A 24,468-nucleotide genomic window follows, 5' to 3' on the forward strand; every position below is an offset into this window, starting at 1 on the left:
ATGTTCAGGCTAACGATCCAGCCGCCGTCATCCTTCACATCATCCCACCATTCTTCATAATAACAATCATCAGAGGAATGAAAGTTTATTACGTTTTCCGTAATCAGAATGAATTTATTGATGCCTTCGGCGATCATAAGATCAATGATCTCCCGTTTGAGGGTCATAATGTCATTCTCGATGGCGTCATTCCATTCTCCCAACAATTCAATAATGGCAAAGTTGAACTGGTAATCTGCAAACAGTATTTTCAGATACAGCGTGCGGGACCCGAAATCGTCCCATTGTGGATGTACGTAATAGTTATATACGGTGTTGGTATATTCAAATTCACTATACTCCCTTCCATAGAACGGCGATAGCTCATCCTCCTCAGCTGCATACAAATGGCGCCAGTTGTAATATGGTTCTATATCGTGCATAGGCTCTCAATCTCCTCCTAAAGTTACGCCATCTTGCTATATTCTTCCACCGCTTTTCTAACGCTGCCTGCCTTTAACAGCAGCTCTTTGGCGGCCTCATATTCTGTAAGCTGCAGCTTTTCCATGAGCATTTTCACGCCCCTGTCTACGAGCTTATCATTACTCAGCTGCATGTTCACCATTTTATTATCCTCTACCCTGCCCAGCTGTATCATAACAGCGGTAGAGATCATGTTGAGCACCAGCTTTTGCGCAGTGCCGCTTTTCATGCGGGTGCTGCCGGTTACAAACTCAGGGCCTACCACTACCTCAACCGGGTAGTCGGCAGCGGCAGATAAAGGGGCGCCCGGATTGCAGCAGATGCTGCCGGTTACAATGCCTTCCTGCCGGCACTTTTCCAGGGCGCCAATTACATAAGGGGTAGTGCCGCTGGCGGCAATGCCTATTACTACATCTTTTTCTGTAACATTAAATTCCTGCAGGTCTTTCCAGCCCTGCTCCCGGTCGTCTTCTGCAAACTCCACGGCTTTGCGGATGGCAGCGTCGCCGCCGGCAATAAGGCCTATTACCAGGCCATGCGGCACACCAAAGGTGGGCGGGCATTCCGATGCATCCACAATTCCCAACCGGCCGCTGGTACCGGCTCCAATATAGAAAAGGCGTCCGCCGGCCAGCATTTTGTCTGCTATGGCGGTTACCAGCTTCTCTATCTGCGGTATTACCGCTGCTACCGCCTGGGGCACGGTCTGGTCTTCCTTATTAATATTGGTCAGTATCTCCGCTACGCTCATCTTTTCGAGGTGGCGATAGTGGGAAGTTTGCTCCGTTACTCTTACAAAGGACATTCGTTGCTTAATTTTTATCTATTGATGGGTGCAGGCGTTGCGCCTGTTCCCTGCATTACTTACATCTTACTTCCTATCTCCTGCCGCCTGCTTCGTACTTCACCCCTGCCTCTTCATGGTACCTTATCAATCCATCCATGGGGTTGCGTAATACAGACCCCAGCTGCAGCTCATACAGCTCGCACAGGGCTTGCAGCACATCCCGGAAATGCCAGGCAATGCTGCCGGTAAAGTGCAGGGGGTGGGTCCAGCTTTCGCGGTATTTGTAAATATGGTTAAAGAAAAAGTCGTTCAGGCCGTCTTCCAGTATGTTTTCCACTATAAAGTGCCCGCGGTTCTCGCCCAGGAAAACAGTAAAGCCGGCCAGGTACCGGTTAGCCATTGGCTTACGGTACACGTTTTCCAGTATCTCGTCTTTATTGGTCTTATACTTGGCGTCAAAGCGCTGCTGCAGCTCCTCATCAAAAGAGTTGTAGCAGTAGTACTGCAGCAGCTTCCGGCCCAGGTAAGCGCCACTGCCTTCATCGCCCAGGATATAACCCAGGCCCGGGTTGTTGCGCACAATACGCTCCCCGTCGTAATAACAGCTATTGGAGCCGGTACCAAGTATGCTGGCTATGCCGGGGCTGTGCTGGCAAAGCGCATGTGCGGCAGCCATCAGGTCGTGCGATACAAAAATGTTTGCCTGCGGCCATACTGCTCCCAGGGCCTCCTGCATGATCTGTACACTCCTGGGCTGCGAGCAGCCGGTACCGTAGTAAAAGATCTCTTCTATCTCCACGCCGGGCGGCAGCTGCGGTTGCAGCTCCTTTTGCAGCACTTCCTGCACCTGTTGGGTGTTGAGGAAAAAGGGGCTGATGCCCTGCGTTTGATAACGGAAATGATTACTTGGAGTTAACAGGCTCCAGTCTGCCTTGGTAGAACCACTATCCGCTATCAGCTTAACCTTTACAGGCATATCCGTTGATTTATGAAATTAACGAAGCAGAATATAAAATGCTATTTTTGTCACAATTTAAACAAATCGGCAAGTAATTTACGATTTACGGGCTTACCTACTGATATGCGCTGCTTCGGTCCAAATCTAAAATGTAAAATCGTAAATCTAAAATTATTGGGGCTCAATACAGGAAATTATGTCAAACAACAGAAAGCTGAATGTTTTTTTACCCCTTTTATTTGCAATTGTGCTGGCGCTGGGCATGTACCTGGGTCATAAAATGCCCACAGGCAGGAATGCGATCAATGCCGTGCTTTTCAACGGGGGCAACCGCAGCGCTTTACAGGAAACCATGGACCTTATCAAAGTTAAATATGTAGATACGGTAAAGGTAAACGACCTGCAGCAGGAAGCCATTGATGGTTTGCTGAGCCACCTGGACCCTCACTCCATATACATTCCCCCCTCCAGCGTGGAAGAGGTGAATGAAGACCTGGAAGGCAATTTTGAAGGGATTGGCGTAGAGTTTAACATTACAGACGATACTGTGAATGTGGTGGCGGTCATAGCCGGCGGACCTTCGGAGTCGGCAGGCGTGCTTACCGGCGATAAGATCATTAAGGTGGATGATACCCTGAATGTTACCGGCAGCGGCATTACACCAGACCGGATACGCAAGCTGCTGCGCGGCCCTAAGGGGTCAGAAGTAAAGGTAACCATGCTGCGGAGCGGCAAGCAGGTGAACATACGCATTAAACGCGGCGTTATACCGCTGTACAGCGTGGATGCCAGCTACATGATTGCCCCAAAAACAGGCTACATCAAGATCAGCAAATTTGCCGCTACTACCTACCGTGAGTTTGTGGATGCCCTGCGCAAACTGCAGCAGCAAGGGATGGAAAAACTGGTGATAGACCTGCGGCAAAACCCCGGCGGCTTCCTGGACGCAGCCACCCGCATTGCCGACGAGCTGCTGGACGGCGATAAGCTGATCCTGTATACTAAAGGCAAAAGCTACCCCCGCACAGATTATAAATGCGAAAGACCTGGTTTGTTTGAGAAGGGCGCCCTGGCCGTGCTTACCGACGAAGGCTCTGCCTCTGCCAGCGAAATACTGGCCGGCGCCATACAGGACTGGGACCGGGGCCTGATCATAGGCCGCCGTACTTTTGGCAAGGGCCTGGTGCAGGAGCAGTTTGACCTGAGCAACGGCGGGGCATTACGGTTAACCGTGGCCCGCTATTATATACCTTCCGGCAGAAGCATCCAGAAGTCGTACAGCAATGGCCGTGAGGCGTATGATGAGGATATTATGAACCGCTTTAACCATGGAGAACTGCTGAACAAGGACAGTATTAAGCCGGCAGACACTATTCCCTATAAAACCGCCAAAGGCCGCATTGTGTACGGCGGCGGCGGCATTACACCGGATGTATTCATGCCTTTTGATACTACCAGCTTTTCCCGGGTGCTGGCTGAAATGTACACACGTAATACATTCAGCAATTTTGCTTACCAGTATTACAATACGCACCAGGAGGCGCTGAGCCGCTATAAAGACGCCTCTAACTTTACCCGCCAGTTCAGCGTAGACAATGAGCTGTATAATACCTTCCTGAACTTTGCCGGGAAAGACAGCATCCATACGGAGCGGATAACACCTAAAGACAAGGCCGAAATACAGGACCGTATTAAAACCATGCTGGCCAGGCAGCTATACCGTTCAGAAGGTTTTTATGAAGTAATTAATGCTACCGACCCTGTGGTAAAGCGGGCGGTTTCCGAGCTGGAGAAAGTAAAATAATAAGGCAGCAACAGTACAGCTATATTAAAAAGGTGAAAAACAATAGCCCGAACGGCTGTGTTTTTCACCTTTTAATTTTAAATGACGGCTGCAGTAAGACAAGGCAATATCAAAAACAAAAGAGGCTGCATCAAAAGTTATGATGCAGCCTCTTTAATAAATTGTTTGCAAGAAAGTTAAAAGGTATATAACCCCTTACAATTAGTGAGCAGTGCTGTCGGTAGTAGCAGCGCTAGAGTCAGCCATAGTAGAATCAACAGGCATAGCTGAAGAATCAACAGGAGCAGCAGATACGGTGTCAACAGCTGTAGTTGCTGTAGAATCAGCAGATTCAGAAGAAGCACCACTGTTGCAAGCTGCGAAAGTAGTCATACCTGCAGCGATGGCGAACACGAATAATTTTTTCATACTCTGTAAGTGATTAGTTTTAAGATCGTGCAAATTTATATAAATAAGTTTGAATATAAAATATATGTTTTTATAATACGTTATATTTGTGGACTTTCTCCACATTTTTACTTCTTCCTGAAGAAGATTTTTAAAGGAACGCCCTGAAAATCAAAATTTGAACGCAGCTGGTTTTCCAGGTAATTCCTGTAGGGTGTTTTTACATCGTCCGGCAAATTGCAGAAAAAGGCAAAGGCCGGCGTATGGGTTGGCAGCTGGGTTACATATTTAATACGGATGGGCGTACCTCTTACCACCGGCGGGTGATAAGCTTCTATGGCTTTGAGCATTATATCATTTAAGCGGGAGGTGGGTATTTTGCGCTGCCGGTTGTCATACACGCGCAGCGCCTCCTCTATTGCTTTGAAAATGCGCTGCTTCTGCAATACAGAGGTAAAAATAATTGGTACGTCTGAAAAAGGGGCCAGCCGCTTTTTCAGCTCCTGCTCATAGTCGCGGGCGGTATTGGTTTCCTTTTCCACCAGGTCCCATTTATTTACCAGTATTACCATGCCCTTGCCTTTTTTTACGCCCAGGCTGAAAATACTGAGGTCCTGGGCGGTAATACCTTTGGTGGCATCCAGCAGCAGCAGGCAAACATCCGCTTCATCCATGGCCTTAATAGCGCGTATAACAGAATAAAACTCCAGGTCTTCATGCACCCTTGCCTTGCGGCGCACGCCTGCAGTATCTATCAGTACAAAATCTTTCTGGAACAGCTTATAGTGGGTGTGAATGGTGTCGCGCGTGGTGCCGGGAATATCGGAAACAATATTGCGCTCCTCTCCTATGAGGGCGTTCAGCAGCGAAGACTTGCCCACATTAGGCTGGCCAATGATGGCTATTTTCGGCAGCTCGTTGTCCTTGGGCTCGGCCAGCATATCTTCTGTTATCAGCGCGGCCACTTCATCCAGCAGCTCGCCGGTGCCGCTGCCGGTAATAGAGGAAAGGAAAAATATTTTTTCAAAGCCCAGGCTGTAAAACTCAGCGGCTTCCAGCATACGCTCGTTATTGTCTACCTTATTCACTACCAGGAATACCGGTTTGGATGACCGGCGCAACATATCTGCCACTTCCGCATCCAGGTCGGTAATACCGGTGGTTACATCGCACATGAACACCAGCACATTCGCTTCTTCCATGGCTATTTTTACCTGCTTGCGGATCTCCCGCTCAAACACATCTTCACTGTTAGCTACAAAACCGCCGGTATCTACCACGTTGAATGTTTTACCATTCCAGTCGGCAATACCATACTGGCGGTCGCGCGTAACGCCGCTCACATCATCTACTATTGCTTTACGCTGCTCCAGCAGGCGGTTGAACAAAGTTGATTTACCTACATTTGGCCGGCCCACGATGGCGACTGTAAATCCAGACATAATTAATTACGAATTACGAATTACGAATTACGAATTAACAGGCAGAGACCAATTAAACTTTTAACTGCTACAATAAATCGCTGCATTTTAATTCGTAATTTGTAATTGACAATTGAAAACTGATTTTAATACCCGTATTCCCTTAAGTACGTTTCATTATCCCGCCATTTGCTTCTTACTTTTACAAACAGCTCCAGGAATACTTTCCTTCCGATGAACTTTTCTATATCCTGCCGGGCCAGGGTGCCTATCTGCCGGATAGACTTACCTTTTTCTCCCAGGATAATGGCTTTCTGCGTTTCCCGCGTTACTACGATCTCTGCAGAAATTTTTACCAGGGTTTGCTTTTCCTGGAACTGAGATACCACTACGGTAGTATGATAAGGAATTTCTTCTTCAAACAGCTGGAAGATCTTTTCACGGATCATTTCGGCTACAAAAAAACGTGTAGACTTATCCGTTAACGTATCTTCGGGGTAAAAAGGTTCGCTTTCCGGCAGCAATGCAACAATCTGCTGCAGCAGCGCGGCAATACCTTTTTGCTGCATGGCGGAAATGGTAACCACTTTTGCCTTGCCCCACGCTTCACATTGTGCCTGCACATTAGCCAGCTCTTCCTTTTTCAGCACATCCATTTTATTCAGCACCAGTATGCAGGGCACTTTTAATTTCAGGGAGTCAAACAGTTCCAGGTTCTCTGCTACATTATCTTTCACGTCCATGATCAGCAGGGCAACATCCGCATCTTCCAGGGCTGATTTTACTGCACTCATCATTTTTTCATGCAGCTTGTACCGGGGATCTATAATACCAGGGGTATCTGAAAAAACAATCTGGTAGTCCGGCTCCGTAACAATGCCGGTAATGCGGTGGCGGGTGGTTTGTACTTTCGGGGAGATAATAGCCAGCTTTTCGCCGGTGAGGGCGTTGAGCAGGGTGCTTTTACCTGCATTTGGCTTACCGAAAATATTTACAAATCCTGCTTTATGCATTGCTGTAACTTTTTCCGTCAGGGTTTATAGGCCGTAACGAAATAAAATAAAAAAAGCCGAATTACTTCGGCTTTAAAAATGTTTTTGAAATGATGAGCGGATGTTGAACTTCCGTCCACCGACCTGCGGATGTCCTTCTTCCGTACTTTCAACAAAAAATCCCGACCTCTGCCGGGACCTTCTCTTTTGTAGCGAGGAGAGGATTCGAACCTCTGACCTTCGGGTTATGAGCCCGACGAGCTACCTCTGCTCTACCTCGCAATGTGGGTGCAAAGGTAAGGGGATGATTTATTACTGCCAAATCTTTTTTAAAAAAAGTTTTGCTCTGAGGTAAATAATCCTACAGAAATTATACCACTCTGGTTAATTTCATTTTAAAATTCCGCAGGTGATTTGGCGGCCCACGGGGAATTTCAAAGCAGAGGAAACTACCTGCAGAGAACCCTTCTGGTCAGGTTAAGAAGCCTGGGGGAATAACAAAGCTGCTGGAAGCCATCAACAATAACGACATACGACGTAGTTGAGAAAGCCCGGGGAATGATAAGCCCGCGAAATTGCCGGTCCGCGCATATCATGTGCTGAATAATCAGGTGAACAGCAGTTGCAGATATGGAAAATACCGATGGGGGCAGCGCATATTATGTGCTGAATGATCAGGTGCTGTGAGCCGGATGTACCTGGTTCATCAACCAGCCGTAATACAAATTTTGCAGTCATAAAAAAACCGATTGCAGCAAACCGACCCCAAGCGCCAACGTTCTTATTTAGAAAATTAAGGCTGAGCCCTAATTCCATATAGGTAAGCCATCAATCTTCCTGCTGCCTGTGAGGTTTTTTGTAGGGGGGCAAGCCTTAATGCCGTAATAGGTTAAGCGGTGAGCCCTAATTTTCAGTACAACCAGGTATTCAATAATTGTCAGCCCTGGAAAAGGCCAACCTTGTTAGAAATCATTATCAAATTTGCTACACCAAAACTTCACCTGCCGGCATAGCCAGCAGCATGAAATCGAATACCAGCCCTGGAAAGAACCGGTTTAATCATTGTTTATACTAACCTTATAGTAAACGACGAACACCCTTCTTCATTATTTGCCGGCTGCGCCACACCGTAACTATACCGGCCCCACAACAGCGCCAGCCTTCCTTATCGGCTGGCCTTACACCGGTAATGATGAATTTATTACCGGCATAACAATAACCCGTTCTTCATTATCTGCCCGTTATACCATCTGTTGCAAAACCAGTTACGGCATAACAATAACACCAGCCCTGGATAAGGCCGGTATATTTTGCTGGAACTTATGCTCCATGTCATGTATAGCCTTAGCTCCGCTGCCGTTTGTTTGCCGGCAGCAACACCTTCAATATTCTTAAAGTATAAGATATCATACCAGCCCTGGACAAGGCCGGCGTCTAGTTAAATAACCCCTTCAGCAGAAGGATCATTACAAGCCTTCTACAAGTTTACCTTTTCTATCAGGTGCCTGCCTTCAATAAGGCCGGCTTGTTTTTTACCACTATATAACCGAATTGAGTTAAAAAGGCAGGTCGTCTGCAGGTTGCTCCAGCAAAGCATCGTCTGCCAAAGCATCTGCAGTGGGTTTTGAAGCATCATCCTGCCGGCGGCCGCCTGCCAGTAGCTGCAGGTGTTGTACACGCAGCCGCATTACGCCTACGGCTTCGCCGGCGTTGCTGTTATAAGCTTCTGCATAAGGTTTTCCTTCCAGGTACACCTGGGTGCCCTGTGTTAAATATTGAGCCAGGTTAGCTCTTTCCCACATGGCACAATCTACCCAGGTAGTTCTTTCCTGTGGTACGCCCTGCTGGTTCTTAAAACGTTCTGTTTGGGCTACGCGAAAGCTTAATACGGATTTTCCATTGTAACTGCTCTCAACGGCATCTTTTCCCAGATAGCCAATCATTTGCATTTTTATCATTGCTCTGTATTTAGTATTTAATGGGTGGTTAACGACGCGGTTAACTCTTAAAACATTAGAGCGCAAAATGAGAGAGAGAATTGCGCATCGAAAATAGGGGAATTTCATAAACCAAAAAAAAATTTTTCTTTTTTTATGTAACACACGTATAACTTTGCAGTGTTATAATTCAATTAAGGGGTGCCTTACTGTCAGGCTGAGATCACACCCATTGAACCTGTGACCAGGTAATGCTGGTTAGGAAACAACATAGCAATGAAACAATACTTACTGCTTTTGTGGCTGCTTATCAGCACAACTGTGCTATACGCACAAAAAAATATTTCCGGTACTGTTACTGATAAATCCAATGGCCGGCCACTGGCGGGCGTTTCCATTATTATACAGGGCAACAGCACCAATGGCGCACATACAGACGCTAACGGACATTACCAGCTGCAGGCGCCCGCCAGGGGCAGCTACCGCCTGCAGGCCAGCTACCTGGGCTACCGCACTTTTACCACTACCCTGCAGGGTAATACAGCCAATACGCTGGATATAGCGTTGGAAGAAACCGGCCTGTTTGTGCAACCGGTAGAGATCAGCAGCCTCCGCGCAGGTAAAAATGCACCTTTTACCAAGTCTACCCTGAATGCGGAAGATATTAAAAAGCAGAACCTGGGGCAGGACCTGCCCCTGCTGCTGAACCAGATGCCTGCAGTAGTAACCAATTCCGATGCTGGTAACGGTATCGGCTATACGGGAATACGTGTGCGGGGCTCCGATATTACCCGCATTAATGTAACGGTTAACGGCATTCCCCTGAATGATGCCGAGTCTGCAGGTACCTTTTTTGTAGATCTGCCGGACCTTGCCTCCTCTGTGAACAGCATACAGCTGCAGCGGGGCGTAGGCACCTCTACCAACGGGGCCGGCGCTTTTGGCGCAACGCTGAACCTCAGCACCAATGAGTTCCGCGACAAAGCCTATGGGGAAATCAATAACAGCTACGGCTCTTTCAACAGCTGGAAACATACTGTAAAAGCCGGCTCCGGTTTAATCAGCGATCACTTTACATTGGATGCGCGCCTTTCCAAGATCAGCTCTGACGGCTATATAGACCGCGCCAGCGCCGACCTGCACTCTTTTTATACATCCGCAGCGTACATCTCCAAAAAAACAGCTATCCGCCTGAACGTATTTTCCGGCAAAGAAAAAACTTACCAGGCCTGGAACGGCGTGCCCGAAGCGCTGCTGCATACCAACCGCACCTATAACTCTGCCGGTACTGAAAAACCCGGTGCTCCTTATGATAATGAAACCGACAATTACCAGCAGGATCATTACCAGCTGTTCCTGAACCAGGAAATAAACAATCACCTGAACTTTAACGTGGCTTTGCACTACACCAAAGGCAAAGGGTATTATGAGCAATACAAAGCACAGCAGCTGTTTGCCGACTACGGACTGGCATCGCCTGTTATTAACGGCCTGCCGGTAGATACTACCGACCTGGTCCGGCAGCTATGGCTCGACAATGATTTTTACGGCGCCATTTTTTCTGTGAACAGCACCGGTAAAAAACTGAACTGGAGCCTGGGCGGCGGTTGGAACCGCTATGAAGGCGCGCATTACGCCAAAATCATATGGGCGCAATACGATATTGATAAAGACCATAAGTATTATGACCTGGATGCAGATAAAAACGACTTTAACATCTACTGGAAAGGTGAGCTGAAAGTAACAGAAGCCCTGCGCGTGTTTGCCGACCTTCAATACCGTACCATACGCTTTAATATTGACGGTTTTGAAGATAACCCTGCTTTAATCCAGCACAACTCGTACAACTTCTTTAATCCTAAAGCAGGTATTTACTATTACCTGAGCAACAACAGCCAGCTGTATGCTTCCTACGCAGTAGGCAACAAAGAACCTAACCGCGATGATTTTGAAGCCGGGCTTACACAAACGCCCAAACATGAAACCCTGCAGAACATAGAAGCCGGTTATGTTTTCCGCAACAGCCGCGTGAACTTAACAGCCAATGCCTATTACATGTATTACAAGAACCAGCTGGTACAAACCGGTAAGCTGAACGATGTGGGTGCTTATACGCGTACCAATATTCCGAAAAGCTACCGTGCCGGTATAGAGCTGCAGGGCAGCGTACAGCTGAACAAAATATTTTCCCTGAGCGCCAACGCAGCCTTTAGCCGGAATAAGATAAAGGACTATGTTGCATACATTGATAATTATGACACCGGCCTGCAGGACACGGTGCATTACGGTAATTCCACTATTTCCTTCTCCCCGGGTGTGGTAGCAGGTTACACCCTTACCGCCAAACCTGTAAAGGGCCTGGCTATAGACGTGGTTGGCAAATATGTAAGCCGGCAGTACCTGGATAATACCGGCGAAGAAAAACGCAGCCTGAACGGGTATTATACCAACGACATGCGCCTGCAATACACCGTTCCGCAACCCCTGTTCAAAGAACTGGGATTGCAGCTGATGGTGAACAATATCTTCAACAGGAAATACGAGCCTAACGGCTATACTTATATGTACATTGAGGATGGCATACGCAAATCAAGCAATGGTTACTACCCGATGGCAGGCACGAATTATATGATAGGTGTTACAGTAGGGCTGTAGGTAATTACTCCGCCAGGCGACCGATTGCTTCTTCTACTTTGCTGAATGGAAAGCCGTTTAATACGGCTTCCATCTGGGCTTTTACCTGCTGTGTACATAAATTGCCAATGCTGCCGGCATGCGTATGGTGTACCGCTTTTTCCGGCACAAAAGTACCTTTTTCTATATCCATACCTACCTGTTTGTACGCCTCACGGAAGGGAATGCCTTCGAGCACCAACTTGTTTACCACTTCAACACTGAACAGGTAGCGGTACTTTTCATCATCCAGTATATTTTCCTTTACCTGCATGTTCTCCAGCATTAAACCGGCCATCTGCAAACAGTTGCGCAGCGTTTGGAATGCAGGGAACAGGTTTTCTTTCAACAGCTGCAGATCGCGGTGATAGCCGGATGGCAGGTTGGTAGTCATCATGGCTATTTCATTAGGCAATGCCTGCAGCTTGTTGCCGTATGAGCGGATCAGCTCCCATACATCGGGGTTCTTTTTATGCGGCATAATACTGGAACCCGTGGTCAGCTCATCAGGGAAGCTGATAAAGCCAAAGTTCTGGTTCATAAACAGGCAGGCATCCATAGCCATTTTAGCCAGGGTAGCGCCCAGGCCGGCCAGTGCAAATGCCACTATTTTTTCTGTTTTACCGCGGCCCATTTGCGCATATACCACATTATAGTTGAGGGCATCAAAACCCAGCAACGCAGTGGTAAGCTCACGGTCAAGGGGGAACGAAGAACCATAGCCGGCAGCTGAGCCCAGTGGGTTTTTATTTACCACCTTATAAGCGCCCTGCAATACGGTTAAATCATCTACCAGGCTTTCCGCATAAGCGCCTAACCACAGGCCGAATGAGGAAGGCATGGCTATTTGCAGGTGTGTGTAACCTGGCAAAAGGTGATCTTTAAATTGCTCGCTTTTGCGCTGCAGAAGGTCAAAAAGGGCTTTAACATCCAGCACCAGGGTTTGCAGCTCATGCCGCAGGAACAGCTTCAGGTCTACCAGCACCTGGTCATTGCGGGAGCGGCCGCTATGTATCTTCTTGCCTACTTCTCCCAGGCGGCGGGTCAGCAGCAGCTCTACCTGCGAATGAATATCCTCTACCCCTTCTTCCAGCACAAAATCACCGGCCTGTATCTCTTTATAGATGCGCTTCAGCTCCTGCTGCAATACAGCCAGCTCCTCTGCGGTAAGCAGCCCTATTTTTTCCAGCATGGCAATGTGCGCCAATGATCCCAGCACATCAAAAGGCGCCAGGTATGCATCCATTTCACGGTCGCGGCCTACGGTAAATTTTTCTACTGCAGCCAGCGATGTTTTATCTTTTTGCCAAAGTTTCATATGGAATGTAAAATATTAAATGTAAGACATTCAACGTAAAAGCCGGGAGCAGTGCGCCTACAGCAACTTTTACATTCGACATTTTACATTTTGCATTTAATATTCTCTTTAAAAATCGTATTTCGCAAATATCCGCTCCTTAATCTCCGGCCACTCCTCTTTCAGAATGCTGAAATATACGGAGTTACGCAGGCGGCCGTCATTTACTACCATGTGATGGCGGAAAATCCCTTCCTGTTTGGCGCCTATGCTCAGTATTGCGTTGCGGGACTGCGTGTTCAGCTCATCTGTTTTCAGTTCCACGCGGTTCAGGTCCATCACTTCAAAGGCATGCTGCAGCATGGCCAGTTTCATGGCCTTGTTTAAACCAGTGCCGTGCAAAGGCGGATCTATCCAGGTATGGCCAATCTCTGCCCGTTTATGCGCAGGCACAATGGCGAGAAAGCGGGTGCTGCCGGCAGGACGGTTTGCCTGCTTATCTATGATCACAAAAGGCATCTCCGTTTTATTTTCCCTGGCCGTAATGGCGTTCTGAACATAATTTACCAGGTCGCTTTGCTGCTGCAGCCTTATGGTACTCACTTTCCATAATACCGGCTGTAAAGCCATGGGCAGCAGTATCTCTACATCCCCAGGCTGCAGGGGACGCAATAGTACGCGTTTATTTTCCAGTACCGGGTAAAAGTCCATCTTATAAAATTTCCGTCAGTAATTTAATATAAGTATCAATACCCTGGCTGATCTCCTCCAGGTAAATAAATTCATCTGCAGTATGTGAACGGGCTGAGTCGCCGGGACCTATTTTAACAGAGGTAGCCGGTATAAGCGCCTGATCGGAGGTAGTGGGCGAGCCGTACCAGGTTTTACCCATGCGAATACCTGCCTGCACAATAGGATGATCCAGTGCAATGCCCGAAGGCCGCATACGCATGGAGCGCGGCGTTACGGTGCAGCTCACATGCTGTTTGATAACGGCCAGCACCTCTTCCAGTGTATACTTATCCGTTACCCGCACATCCACCACAAAAGAACAATCCGCCGGTACTACATTGTGCGCTTTATTGGAAGTGTTGACCACTGTTACCGACATTTTTACCGGGCCCAGTGTTTCCGATACTTCCGGGAACTGGTATTCGCGGAACCAGCTAATATCCTGTATGGCTTTGTAAATAGCGTTCTCCCCTTCATTGCGTGCAGCATGACCTGCTTTGCCGTGGCTTACGCAATCCAGCACCATAAGCCCCTTTTCTGCAATAGCCAGCTGGGTTTGGGTAGGCTCCCCTACTATGGCCAGCTCTATAGGCGGCAGCAGGGATAGTATGCTTTCTATACCGTTGGTGCCGCTTATCTCTTCTTCTGCGGTGGCAGCCAGCGCCAGGTTACAGCGGAGGTTTGTATGGTTATAAAAATGCAGGAAAGCCGCTACCAGGCTTACCAGGCAGCCACCGGCATCGTTACTGCCCAGGCCATATAGTTTACCATCTGCCACATCCGGTCTAAAAGGGTCGCGGGTATACTGCGGGTTGGGTTTTACTGTATCGTGATGTGAGTTGAGCAGTACCGTGGGTTTGGCGGCATCAAAATGTTTATTCAGCGCCCAAATGTTATTGAGGTGCCGGTTATATGCCACGCCCTGCTGTTCCAGCGCAGCTGCTATGAGCTGTGCGGTGCCCTGTTCTTCCCGGCTGAAAGAAGGCGTAGCAATTAGCTGCTGTAAAAGCTTTACGGCATCTGCATATAACTGTTGGTTCCACATAAGTTAACATATTAAAGTACCTGCCACGTTACCGGAAGTGTTGCTGCGCACGTCTGCTGCATGGCCTATCAACACTTCCTTTACGCCGCTTTCAATGGCGGCAAAAGCATTTTCGAGCTTAGGCAGTATGCCGTCTGTGAGCACCTTTTGCTCCAGCAGCTCCGCATAAATGGTACGGTTAATAAGGTTTATCACCGCATTATCGTCATTCGCATCGCGCAGCACTCCTTTCTTTTCAAAACAATAGATAAGCCGCACGGGGTAACAGGCAGATAGCGCAATGGCCAGCGACGATGCAATGGTATCGGCATTGGTGTTCAGCATCTGCCCGTGCCCGTTATGCGTGAGCGGGGCGAACACCGGGGTTAAACCGGCATCCAGCATGGCTTTCAGCGGTGCTGCGTGCAGCGTTGCAGGATCAATATCCCCCACAAAACCATAATCAATTTCCTTTACCGGGCGTTTTACCGCAGGTATTACATTCGCATCGGCCCCTGTCATACCAATAGCGTTACAGCCCAGCGCCTGCAATTTAGCCACCAGCTGTTTATTCACCAGGCCACCATACACCATGGTTACTACATCAATAGTAGCAGCATCGGTAATGCGGCGTCCATTAACGTATTTTGACTCAATGCCCAGCTGATCACCGATGCGGGTAGCAATTTTGCCGCCGCCGTGGATCAGTATTTTGGGCCCCTGCACCGCTGCAAAATCTTCCAGGAAGGATTGCAGCAGCACAGGATTATCCAGCACATTGCCTCCTACTTTAATGACAAAAAGCATCAGCGTTGTTTTAATATCTCACTCAATACTGCCTGTGCCGCCCATACGCGGTTACCGGCTTCGGGTATCACAATAGACTGCGGCCCGTCCAGCACTTCATCTGCAATCACTACATTCCTTCTTACCGGCAGGCAGTGCATTACTTTTGCCTCATTGGTACCTTTCAGCTTCTGGCTGGTCATCATCCAGCTGCTATCGGTGCTGATAATATTACCATAATCGCTGTACGACGACCAGTTCTTCACATACACAAAGTCGGCGCCTTCCAAAGCTTTATCCTGGTTGTATTCAACGGGCGCGTTACCGGTAAATTTTTTATCCAGCTCATAGCCTTTGGGATGGGTGATCACAAAATCCGCCTCACCCCATGCATTCATCCATTGCGCAAAAGAGTTGGGTACGGCCTGCGGCAATGATTTTACATGCGGCGCCCAGGTCATTACCACTTTAGGTTTGCGGGGCTGCTGCCAGCGCTCCTTAATGGTAATTACGTCTGTTAAGCTTTGCAACGGATGCAGGGTGGCGCTTTCCAGGCTTACCACCGGCACACCGGCGTATTTAACAAACTGGTTAATGTATTTCTCGGTATAATCTTCTTCCTTGTTCTTCAGGCCGGGAAATGTGCGGATAGACAGTATATCAAAATACTGGCCCATTACAGCAGCAGCTTCCTTTACGTGCTCTGTGGTGCTGCCGCTCATTATAGCGCCATCATTCATTTCCAGCGCCCAGCCTTCTTTATCTATGTTAAACACCACTACTTCCATACCCAGGTTCCTGGCGGCTACCTGTGTACTTAAACGTGTTCGCAAACTGGGGTTCAGAAATATCATGCCCAGTGTTTTGCTGGTGCCTAATGTTTTGTCCTTAAAAGGATCTTTCTTATAGCCCAGTGCAATGTCCACCAACCGCGGAACACCCGGAACATCATCTACGGAAATAAATTGCTTCATTGCGGCAACTGTAGTTATGTGTGTTTATAAAAGTTTGTATTAAGCGTGCTTATTATTTTACCAGCTCTTCACGGAAAGCGGTGAGAAACTGATCGGCATGCGCCTGGGTTAAAGCCAGCGAAGGCAGCAGCCGTATTACGTTTGGCTTGGCCTCACCGGTAAAGATCTTATGTTTGAACAGCAGGTTTTTCCGTACCTGGCTCAGCTCTTCCGGCAGCTCAATACCAATCATTAAACCACGGCCCCTTACTTCTTTGATGTTGGGCAGCTGCTTCAGCTGCTCTGTCAGGTAGCTGCCGATTTTAGCGGCATTCTGCACCAGTTGCTCCTGCTCTATTACTTCCAGCACGGCCAGCGCGGCGGCGCAAGCCAGGTGATTACCGCCAAAGGTAGTGCCCAGCATGCCGTATGCCGGTTGTATGTGCGGGGCGATAATAATGCCGCCAACCGGGAAACCGTTGCCCATGCCTTTGGCCATGGTGTAAATGTCGGCATTAATGCCGGCATGGTCATGCGCAAAAAACTTACCGCTCCGGCCATAGCCGCACTGTACCTCATCTGCAATAAACACGGCATTATGTGCGGTGCACAGGCTGCGTATCTTTTGCAGAAAGCTTTCGCCGGCAACATTAATGCCGCCTACCCCCTGTATGCCTTCAATAATCACGGAAGAAACTTCATGCTGCTTAAAAGCTGCTTCCAGGGCCTTTTCATCCTGCCAGGGCAGGAATACGATGTTACCGGTTTCATTTACCGGCGCTACAATTTTGGGATTATCCGTAGCGGCTACGGCCAGGGATGTACGGCCATGAAAAGATTTCCGGAAGGCAATTACCTTCTTTTTACCGTTGTAGAAAGAAGCCAGCTTTAATGCGTTCTCATTTGCCTCTGCACCGGAGTTGCAAAGGAACAGCTGATAGTCTTCCTTACCGGACACCTGGCCTAGTTTCCCGGCAAGCTGCTGCTGTAACGGGATCTTGATAGAATTGGAATAAAAACCAACTTTCTGCAGCTGGTCGGTGATGCGTTTTACGTAATGCGGGTGGGTATGTCCAATGGAAATTACAGCGTGCCCCCCGTAGAGGTCCAGGTATTGCGTGCCTTTATCGTCCCATACATTGGAGCCCTGGCCTTTTTCAATAGTAATATCGTTGATCGGATAAACGTCAAAAAGTTTCATGGTGTTGTTGTTGGCGTGATGTGGCATCACGCATTGTGAAAGAGAAATTGTTAGAGCGCCTGGCTAAAACACGATAGATTTCAGCTTCAGGCCGGCTGTTTCTTCCAGTCCGCAGGCCAGGTTCATATTCTGCACTGCCTGTCCTGAAGCGCCTTTGATCAGGTTGTCCTCAATGGAGTGGATCACCAGCTTAGTGCCGATCTTTTCCAGCTGTACCAGGCATTTGTTGGTGTTTACCACCTGCTTCAGGTCTATCTGCTTATCGCTGACGTGCGTAAACGGATGCGATGCATAATATGATTTATACAACTGTAGCGCCGCTTCCTGGGTCAGGCCACTTTCCAGGTAGGAGGTGATCCAGATACCTCTTGGATAATCGCCCCGCACCGGCACAAAATTTATGTTGCCGGTAAAGGAAGGTTGCAACAGTTGTAAGGTTCGTCGTATCTCTTTCAGGTGCTGATGGGTAAGCACTTTATAAGTGGAAACATTATTGGCGCGCCACGTAAAGTGCGTGGTGCCTTGCAGGCTTTGGCCGGCGCCGGTAGAGCCGGTAATGCCGGTGGTATGTACTTCCTGCAGTAAACCCGCCTGCGCCAGGGGCAGCAGCCCTAACTGGATGGCGGTGGCAAAACAGCCGGGATTGGCAATGTTCTGCGCAGTTTTTATTTTATCCCGCTGCAGCTCCGGTAAACCATATACGAACTGCCGGCCAGGCAGGCTTTCTCCTAAACGGAAATCCTGGCTCAGGTCGATGATCTTAACGGAAGGCGCAATGGTATTGGCTTCCAGGAATTTTCTAGCCTCCCCGTGCCCAAGGCAAAGGAACAGTACATCTATATCGTTGCTGAGGTCTGCCGCAAAAGTAAGATCTGTTTCACCCAGCAAATCGGCATGAACGGCATATAAAGGGTTACCGGCATTGCTACGGCTATGTACAAACGCAATTTCCACATCGGGATGGTTCAGTAATATCCTGATCATTTCTCCACCGGTGTAACCGGCGCCGCCAACTATGCCTGTTTTTATTTTATGTGCCATTGTTTTTCCTTTTTTTGCGTTACCCTTTTTGCTGCCCGTTCACCTGGTGCCAGATCATGGTTTGGTTACCGAAAATTTTGCTGAAGCCGCGCACGTCTTCCCCGCTCCAGCCGCTGTTCATTTCGCCATACTTGCCAAACTTGCTGCTCATAAGGTCATATGGCGACTCAATACCGGTTACCTGGAAACGGTAAGGCATCAGGGTTACAAAAACCTGGCCGGTTACCTGCTGCTGGGAGCTTTCCAGGTAAGCTTCTATGTCGCGCATCACAGGATCCAGTATCTGGCCTTCGTGCAGCCAGTTGCCGTAAAACTGCGCCAGCTGGTCTTTCCAGCTCAGCTGCCATTTTGTGAGCACATGCTTTTCCAGCGCGTGATGCGCTTTCAGAATTACCATGGGAGCGGCAGCTTCAAAACCCACGCGGCCTTTGATGCCAATAATGGTATCACCCACATGTATATCGCGGCCAATGGCAAAAGGCCCTGCAATGGACTGTAAATATTGTATGGCTTCTGTGGGATGACCGAATGTTTTATCGTTCACGCCCACCAGCTCTCCTTTTTCAAATTTGAGAGATACCTGCTCGGGATCTTTTTTGGTCAGCTGGGTAGGAAAGGCTTCTTCCGGCAGCATACCGTTGGAGGTAAGCGTTTCCTTACCGCCTACAGAAGTGCCCCAGATACCTTTGTTAATGGAGTACATAGCTTTTTCAAAGTTCATTTGTACCCCTTTTGCCCGCAGGTATTCAATTTCCTGCTCCCGGCTCAGCTTCATATCGCGTATAGGCGTTATGATCTCTACCCCGGGTATCATGATATGAAAGATCATATCAAACCGCACCTGGTCGTTACCGGCGCCGGTGCTGCCGTGCGCTACTGCGGTAGCGCCGGTTTCCTTCACATATTCCGCAATGGCCATGGCCTGGCTCATGCGCTCTGCGCTTACGCTTAAAGGATAGGTATTGTTCTTAAGCACGTTGCCAAACACCAGGTATTTGATCACCTTATCATAATAAGAGCGTACGGCATTTACTGTTTTATGGCTTTTTACCCCCAGGCTGTAAGCGCGCTTTTCTATTTCCTGTAATTCCGCATCGGTAAAACCGCCGGTGTTTACAATCACGGAATGCACTTCATAACCTTTTTCTTCTGTCAGGTATTTTACACAGTAGGAAGTATCCAGTCCTCCGCTAAATCCCAGTACTACTTTTTTACTCATTACGACAATTTTTGGAACGTTTGGTCCTTAAAACAGGTTAAATAAAAAGAATTTCTTTTTAGCGTGGCTGGCGGCGCTGTTGTTGCCGCCTTTCAGCAGCACATACCTTTTATAGCGCAGCCATCTTTCAAATAAACGGAAGTTATCCTTGAACAGCCGGTGCTTTTTCTGCTGCTGCATGGCGCCGTTGGCGGCTACCATCATCTGCGGCTGCATGTTCACCGTTTTGTTTGCGGCTGCAGCCCGGTCGCGCATGGCTTTTTCTTCCGCCTCTTTCAGCTTCTGCGCCGGATCATACAGCATGCCGGTGCACAGGCAGTTCTTGCGGTCCTTGGCAGTAAGAATGTCAAAGTTCACACAGCTCCGGCAGCCTTTCCAGAACTCTTCATCATCGGTAAGCTCCGAGTAGGTTACCGGCTCATAGCCCAGTTCAGAATTAATTTTCATAACGGCCAGGCCGGTGGTTAACCCAAATATTTTAGCGTCCGGGTATTTTTCCCTGGACAGGTCAAAGATGCGGTGCTTAATGGCTTTGGCAACGCCATGGCCTCTGAAGGCAGGGTTAACGATAAGACCGGAGTTAGCTACGAATTTCTCATGGCCCCAGGCTTCAATGTAACAAAAGCCTACCCATTCGCCCTGTTTTGTAACAGCAATCACAGCCTTTCCTTCCTCCATCTTCAGCTGCACATACTCCGGCGAGCGTTTGGCAATACCGGTGCCACGCGCTTTGGCGGAGGACTCCATCTCGTCGGTGATGGTTTTTGCATAATGCTTATCGTCAGGGGTGGCTACCCTAACGATTATATCTGTATTTTCCAACTTACGTAAATTGAAAAAAGTGAATCAATAATTTTAAAATGAGCTTCCTTGTTATCAGGAATAAAAATCACGAATGATGGGGTAATCATTGTGCGATAGCATGCCAGTATGTAAGACGAATGCTATCAAATGCGAGGTCGTCGGGAAAGGTATCTAAAGACATTAAACCCAATAGAGTACATGCCTTCCATCAGAGAAGGATGATACGCAGAGATGTTGGTATGGGTCGCAAAGTTTTCCAACTTCAGTTCAGCATTAAATTGTTTTAAAAAACTTGTCTTTATTAAATCTCCGCAAAATTATAACATATTCTATTATTATCAGACAAATTTTTTTGCCGTGACAATACTTTAACATAATGCAAAAACGGACTGTCTTCAGCAGTTAACCTGAGGACAATCCGTTCATAATGAATTAATTATTTTTCTACTTTGTTAACACTCCCAGCTCGGCCACACTGGCGTTATGGTCTGTTTCAGCTGCCGGTTCCAGCGCTACCAGCTTAATGTAGCGGGCGGTAACCGCCTGCGGAAAGCGGATGGTTTGCAGGATGGGATTGTTCCGGATATTGCCGAAACTGCCGCTGCTTACAGGCTGGCCCCAATCTTTCCCGTTGGCGCTTACATAAAAGGCGTATTTGTAAATAGTGCCGGCTGCGCCATGCACATCCTTGTGGGGCAAATAGGTGAACCCTTTGATAGTGAGGCTTTCACCCAGGTCAACGGCCAGTTCATGCGGGTAGTGGCCGGCAGCATCACTGCCGGAAGCCCAGTAGCTGTATGGGTTGGCATCTATAGCGCGGGCGGCGGCTTCCTGCCGGCTGTCGGCTGCCAGCACCTTCCATTTGGCCGGGGCAATATCGTAATCAGCTACAACGGTGGCGCCGGCTGTTTTACCATTATGTATAAACGCTTTTGCTTTTACCACGCCGCCCCGGGCCAGCTCAAACGGCTGCGTATACCGGGCCGATGCCATAGTAGGTTCCGTACCATCCACGGTGTAATGCAGCTCGGGATCGGGGGAGGCGCAGCGGATGGTTACCAGCCCTTCCCGGTTGCGGCTAATCTCGGGATCGGCCAGCAGGTCGGGCGCATTATATAACTGTACCTCACTGATAACCGGGCAGGCTTTGGCGTCTTTTACCTGCACCCTTACCCGTGTGGTAGTAGTGGCAGGAATGCGCAGCAGGCGCTTGTGGCCAATAGTGGTTTCACTGGCCACCTCTTTAAAAGCGCCGTTCTCCCATACTTCTACCGTGAAGGCTTTTACCCGCTGTCCCAGGGGAATGTACTCCTGCAGCACTACGCGGTTAAAGGTAACCGGTTTGGCAAAAGTGAGGGTAATGCCGGCCTGCAGCACATCGTCGGGCGTAGCCCAGTAAGTTTTGTTATTGCCGTCTACCAGCCAGGCGGCTTTTACAGCGGCATTATTTTTACGTATATCTGTTACCGTTACTTCGGCGTTTCGGGCGAGGTTGGTTTTAAAAGTGGCGTCCAGCAGGCGGCGGAACTCCATAAGGCGGGTTGAGTCGTTGGCATGGATAAGGCCGCGGCGGTCAACCGGCACATTCAGCAGCAGGTTGCTGTTACGGCCCACGGATGCGTTGTAAATATCCAGCAGCTGCGCTACGCTTTTCACCTTATCATTGGTTTCATTGCTGTAAAACCAGCCGGCGCGGATAGATACGTCGCACTCGGCAGGCACCCACTTTTCCCCGTCTTCATCCCCTTTGTTAAGCGTGGCCTGGGAGGGCGCTTTTTTCCCGGGTTCAAAGCCTTTTATGTTCAGCGTGCTCCAGTTGGTGGTGCCGGCAAAACCATCTTCATTGCCTACCCAGCGGCAGCCTGGGCCTACATCGCTGAATATAATGGCGTTAGGCTGGTTGCGGTACACTACGCGGTGAAACAGGTTCCAGTCGTACTCCTGCTTTTTACCGTTGGGGCCTTCGCCGTTGGCGCCGTCGAACCACTGCTCAAACACAGGCCCGTAGTTAGACAAAACTTCGTTCAGCATGCTGGCAAACACCTGGTTGTATTCCGGCGTGCCATAGGCAGGGTGGTTACGGTCCCAGGGCGATACATACACGCCGAATTTGAGGCCGTACTCTTTACAGGCGGCGCTCAGCTCTTTAAGCACATCGCCCTGCCCGTTTTTCCAGCCGCTTTCACGTACGGTATGCGTACTGTATTTGCTGGGCCACAGGCAAAAGCCATCGTGGTGCTTGGCGGTGATGATAATTCCCTTCATGCCGGCCAGCTTGGCGGTACGCGCCCATTGGCGGGCATCCAGCTGGGTAGGGTTAAAGATCTTCGGATCTTCATTGCCAAGCCCCCACTCCCGGTCGGTAAAGGTGTTGGGACCAAAGTGGATAAACATATAGTACTCCATATCCTGCCAGTCCTGCTGGGCTTTGGTAGGAAGCGCACCGTAAGGTTTAATGGTGGACTGGGCCACTGCTGCCTGGCAGCAGAACAGCGCGCCTGCCAGAAATGTAGCTGCTTTTTTCATCATACACTGACTATCGTGGGTAATACTATAAATGTAATATACGACAACGGTTGTGAGTGAAGGTTAGTGAAAATCAATCCAACATTTGATAAAAAGTTGTCAGTGGGCGGCAATGGGCCTGCAAGCCGCAGCTTATGGCTTAACGACTACCGGTGTGTAAAAGACAATTGCAGCTACAGCCTGTAACTTATGGTTGCACCTGTACCCCATCCTCTATGCTGGTAACGTATATTTCCGGCGCCTTATCAAACTGCTGCTGGTAACGGTCACGTACAAACGCAGTAAAATCATCTACCTTATCTGCTTTTACCAAATTAATGGTGCAGCCGCCAAAACCGCCGCCCATTACGCGGGCGCCGGCTACTTCTGGCCGCTGTTTGGCCAGCTCCACCAGGTAGTCCAGCTCGGGACAGCTTACGGCATACAGGCGGCTTAACCCGTCGTGGGTTTCATACATCAGCTTACCGAATGCAGCCAGGTTGCCCTGCTGCAGGTAAATACAGGCCTGCTGCACGCGGGCTATTTCCGCTACCACGTAAGCACTGCGCTTATATACCAGGTCGTCCATTTTATCCTTTACGGCTTCCAGCATTTCCGCCGTAGCATCGCGCAGGGATTTTACCTGCGGATAAACGGCCTGCAATATTTTTACGCCGGCTTCACACTGCTGCCGCCGTACGTTGTACTCCGACGATGCCAGGGAATGATGCACCATGGAGTTGCACAGCACAATTTTCTGGTCGGGGAAGTTAAAAGGATAATACGTATAGGTAAGATCGCGGCAGTCCAGCAGCATTACCTGGTCTTTTTTACCATGCAGGTTCGCAAACTGGTCCATGATGCCACACTGCACACCGGGAAAAGTATGCTCTGCCTTTTGTCCTATCAGCGCCATATCCATGCGGGATAACCCGTAACCCATTAAGTAGTCCAGCGCGGCCACCAGCCCGCCTTCTACCGCGGCAGATGAGGAAAGCCCTGCGCCCACAGGCACATTGCCTGCTATTACACAATCAAAGCCGGGCACTTTGTAGCCGCGCTTTTGCAGCTGGTCTACCACGCCCAGCAGGTAATTGATCCAGCCGCTGGTGGGCTTTACTGCATCCAGGTCAAAACTTACCTGCTCTTTATTAAAATCTGCATAGGCATTGCACTTATCGGTACCGTTCAGGGCTACAGCGTAAATAATGCGTTTATCAATGGCAGCCGGCAGCACAAAACCGTCGTTATAATCTGTATGCTCGCCGATTAAATTAATCCTGCCGGGAGAGCTTACCAGTACAGGTGTGTTGTTGAATAGTTGAATGAACTGATCCCTGGTTTGTTGTAGCATCTTGTATTGGATAATGAATAATAAACGTAAGAAATACACCTAAAAATAAGCTACCGGGCTTAATTACCAAACTACAAAAGGAAAAAGCCCGCCGATCTGGTGATCCACGGGCCTTCCGGTAGATGAATAAC

Annotated in this window: 20 protein-coding genes and 1 tRNA gene; 2 read left to right on the plus strand and 19 right to left on the minus strand. The window is 48.9% G+C overall.

Annotation, left to right across the window (positions count from 1 at the left end; all coding sequences use genetic code 11):
• The 3 genes from VFS25_RS21775 to VFS25_RS21785 all read right to left on the minus strand — a co-directional run.
• The coding region (locus VFS25_RS21775; protein ID WP_326464292.1) for a hypothetical protein at positions 1 to 422 on the minus strand (422 nt) is incomplete at its 3' end.
• Between the two features lie 23 nt (positions 423 to 445).
• Positions 446 to 1,267 carry an N-acetylmuramic acid 6-phosphate etherase gene (murQ, locus tag VFS25_RS21780; RefSeq protein WP_326464293.1) on the minus strand — a complete coding sequence of 274 codons (822 nt, stop codon included), beginning with the start codon at positions 1,265 to 1,267 and terminating at the stop codon, positions 446 to 448.
• Positions 1,268 to 1,340: 73 nt separating this feature from the next.
• Positions 1,341 to 2,225 (minus strand): N-acetylglucosamine kinase, encoded by an 885-nt coding sequence (locus VFS25_RS21785; RefSeq protein WP_326464294.1) that lies wholly within the window; start codon positions 2,223 to 2,225, stop codon positions 1,341 to 1,343.
• A 178-nt stretch (positions 2,226 to 2,403) separates the two neighbouring features.
• Here VFS25_RS21785 and VFS25_RS21790 point away from each other — a divergent pair, with 178 nt between their 5' ends.
• Positions 2,404 to 4,011, plus strand: coding sequence for a S41 family peptidase (locus VFS25_RS21790; RefSeq protein WP_326464295.1), 1,608 nt, complete (start codon positions 2,404 to 2,406; stop codon positions 4,009 to 4,011).
• 201 nt (positions 4,012 to 4,212) lie between these two features.
• On the opposite strand, the gene VFS25_RS21795 is transcribed toward VFS25_RS21790, so the two are convergent.
• The 5 genes from VFS25_RS21795 to VFS25_RS21815 form a co-directional block, all read right to left on the minus strand.
• On the minus strand, positions 4,213 to 4,419 hold the full coding sequence (locus tag VFS25_RS21795) for a hypothetical protein (protein WP_326464296.1): 207 nt from the start codon (positions 4,417 to 4,419) through the stop codon (positions 4,213 to 4,215).
• A gap of 107 nt (positions 4,420 to 4,526) precedes the next feature.
• Entirely contained in the window at positions 4,527 to 5,840 is a 1,314-nt protein-coding gene (gene der, locus VFS25_RS21800) for a ribosome biogenesis GTPase Der (protein ID WP_326464297.1), read from the minus strand.
• Positions 5,841 to 5,965: 125 nt separating this feature from the next.
• Positions 5,966 to 6,832: a GTPase Era gene (gene era / locus VFS25_RS21805; protein WP_326464298.1), complete on the minus strand. Its 867-nt coding sequence runs from the start codon at positions 6,830 to 6,832 to the stop codon at positions 5,966 to 5,968.
• A gap of 189 nt (positions 6,833 to 7,021) precedes the next feature.
• A tRNA-Met gene (locus tag VFS25_RS21810) sits at positions 7,022 to 7,093 on the minus strand.
• 1,274 nt (positions 7,094 to 8,367) lie between these two features.
• The gene (locus VFS25_RS21815; RefSeq protein ID WP_326464299.1) at positions 8,368 to 8,769 is read right to left on the minus strand and encodes a single-stranded DNA-binding protein; all 402 of its coding nucleotides are present in this window, start codon (positions 8,767 to 8,769) and stop codon (positions 8,368 to 8,370) included.
• 255 nt (positions 8,770 to 9,024) lie between these two features.
• On the opposite strand from VFS25_RS21815, the gene VFS25_RS21820 reads away from it, so the two are divergent.
• On the plus strand, positions 9,025 to 11,403 hold the full coding sequence (locus VFS25_RS21820; RefSeq protein WP_326464300.1) for a TonB-dependent receptor: 2,379 nt from the start codon (positions 9,025 to 9,027) through the stop codon (positions 11,401 to 11,403).
• A 4-nt stretch (positions 11,404 to 11,407) separates the two neighbouring features.
• On the opposite strand, the gene argH is transcribed toward VFS25_RS21820, so the two are convergent.
• The 11 genes from argH to galK form a co-directional block, all read right to left on the minus strand.
• Positions 11,408 to 12,739: an argininosuccinate lyase gene (gene argH, locus VFS25_RS21825; protein WP_326464301.1), complete on the minus strand. Its 1,332-nt coding sequence runs from the start codon at positions 12,737 to 12,739 to the stop codon at positions 11,408 to 11,410.
• Positions 12,740 to 12,847: 108 nt separating this feature from the next.
• Positions 12,848 to 13,429, minus strand: coding sequence for a GNAT family protein (locus tag VFS25_RS21830; RefSeq protein ID WP_326464302.1), 582 nt, complete (start codon positions 13,427 to 13,429; stop codon positions 12,848 to 12,850).
• Between the two features lies 1 nt (position 13,430).
• Positions 13,431 to 14,495, minus strand: a complete 1,065-nt coding sequence (locus VFS25_RS21835; protein WP_326464303.1) for a M20 family metallo-hydrolase — start codon at positions 14,493 to 14,495, stop codon at positions 13,431 to 13,433.
• Between the two features lie 3 nt (positions 14,496 to 14,498).
• Positions 14,499 to 15,281 (minus strand): acetylglutamate kinase, encoded by a 783-nt coding sequence (argB, locus tag VFS25_RS21840; protein WP_326464304.1) that lies wholly within the window; start codon positions 15,279 to 15,281, stop codon positions 14,499 to 14,501.
• Positions 15,281 to 16,234, minus strand: a complete 954-nt coding sequence (locus tag VFS25_RS21845; RefSeq protein ID WP_326464305.1) for an acetylornithine carbamoyltransferase — start codon at positions 16,232 to 16,234, stop codon at positions 15,281 to 15,283. Before VFS25_RS21845 ends, argB begins: the two co-directional genes overlap by 1 nt.
• 52 nt (positions 16,235 to 16,286) lie before the next feature.
• Positions 16,287 to 17,414, minus strand: a complete 1,128-nt coding sequence (locus VFS25_RS21850) for an aspartate aminotransferase family protein (RefSeq protein ID WP_326464306.1) — start codon at positions 17,412 to 17,414, stop codon at positions 16,287 to 16,289.
• A 63-nt stretch (positions 17,415 to 17,477) separates the two neighbouring features.
• Complete coding sequence (gene argC / locus VFS25_RS21855) at positions 17,478 to 18,455, minus strand: N-acetyl-gamma-glutamyl-phosphate reductase (protein ID WP_326464307.1); 978 nt, start codon at positions 18,453 to 18,455, stop codon at positions 17,478 to 17,480.
• 19 nt (positions 18,456 to 18,474) lie between these two features.
• Positions 18,475 to 19,674 carry an argininosuccinate synthase gene (gene argG, locus VFS25_RS21860; RefSeq protein ID WP_326464308.1) on the minus strand — a complete coding sequence of 400 codons (1,200 nt, stop codon included), beginning with the start codon at positions 19,672 to 19,674 and terminating at the stop codon, positions 18,475 to 18,477.
• Positions 19,675 to 19,701: 27 nt separating this feature from the next.
• Positions 19,702 to 20,496 carry a GNAT family N-acetyltransferase gene (locus VFS25_RS21865; RefSeq protein WP_326464309.1) on the minus strand — a complete coding sequence of 265 codons (795 nt, stop codon included), beginning with the start codon at positions 20,494 to 20,496 and terminating at the stop codon, positions 19,702 to 19,704.
• 426 nt (positions 20,497 to 20,922) lie between these two features.
• Positions 20,923 to 23,007 (minus strand): alpha-L-fucosidase, encoded by a 2,085-nt coding sequence (locus VFS25_RS21870; RefSeq protein WP_326464310.1) that lies wholly within the window; start codon positions 23,005 to 23,007, stop codon positions 20,923 to 20,925.
• A 184-nt stretch (positions 23,008 to 23,191) separates the two neighbouring features.
• Positions 23,192 to 24,337 carry a galactokinase gene (galK, locus tag VFS25_RS21875; RefSeq protein WP_326464311.1) on the minus strand — a complete coding sequence of 382 codons (1,146 nt, stop codon included), beginning with the start codon at positions 24,335 to 24,337 and terminating at the stop codon, positions 23,192 to 23,194.
• Positions 24,338 to 24,468: the final 131 nt, after the last annotated feature.

It is taken from the genome of Chitinophaga sp. (genome assembly GCF_035761305.1).
Classification (GTDB): domain Bacteria; phylum Bacteroidota; class Bacteroidia; order Chitinophagales; family Chitinophagaceae; genus Chitinophaga.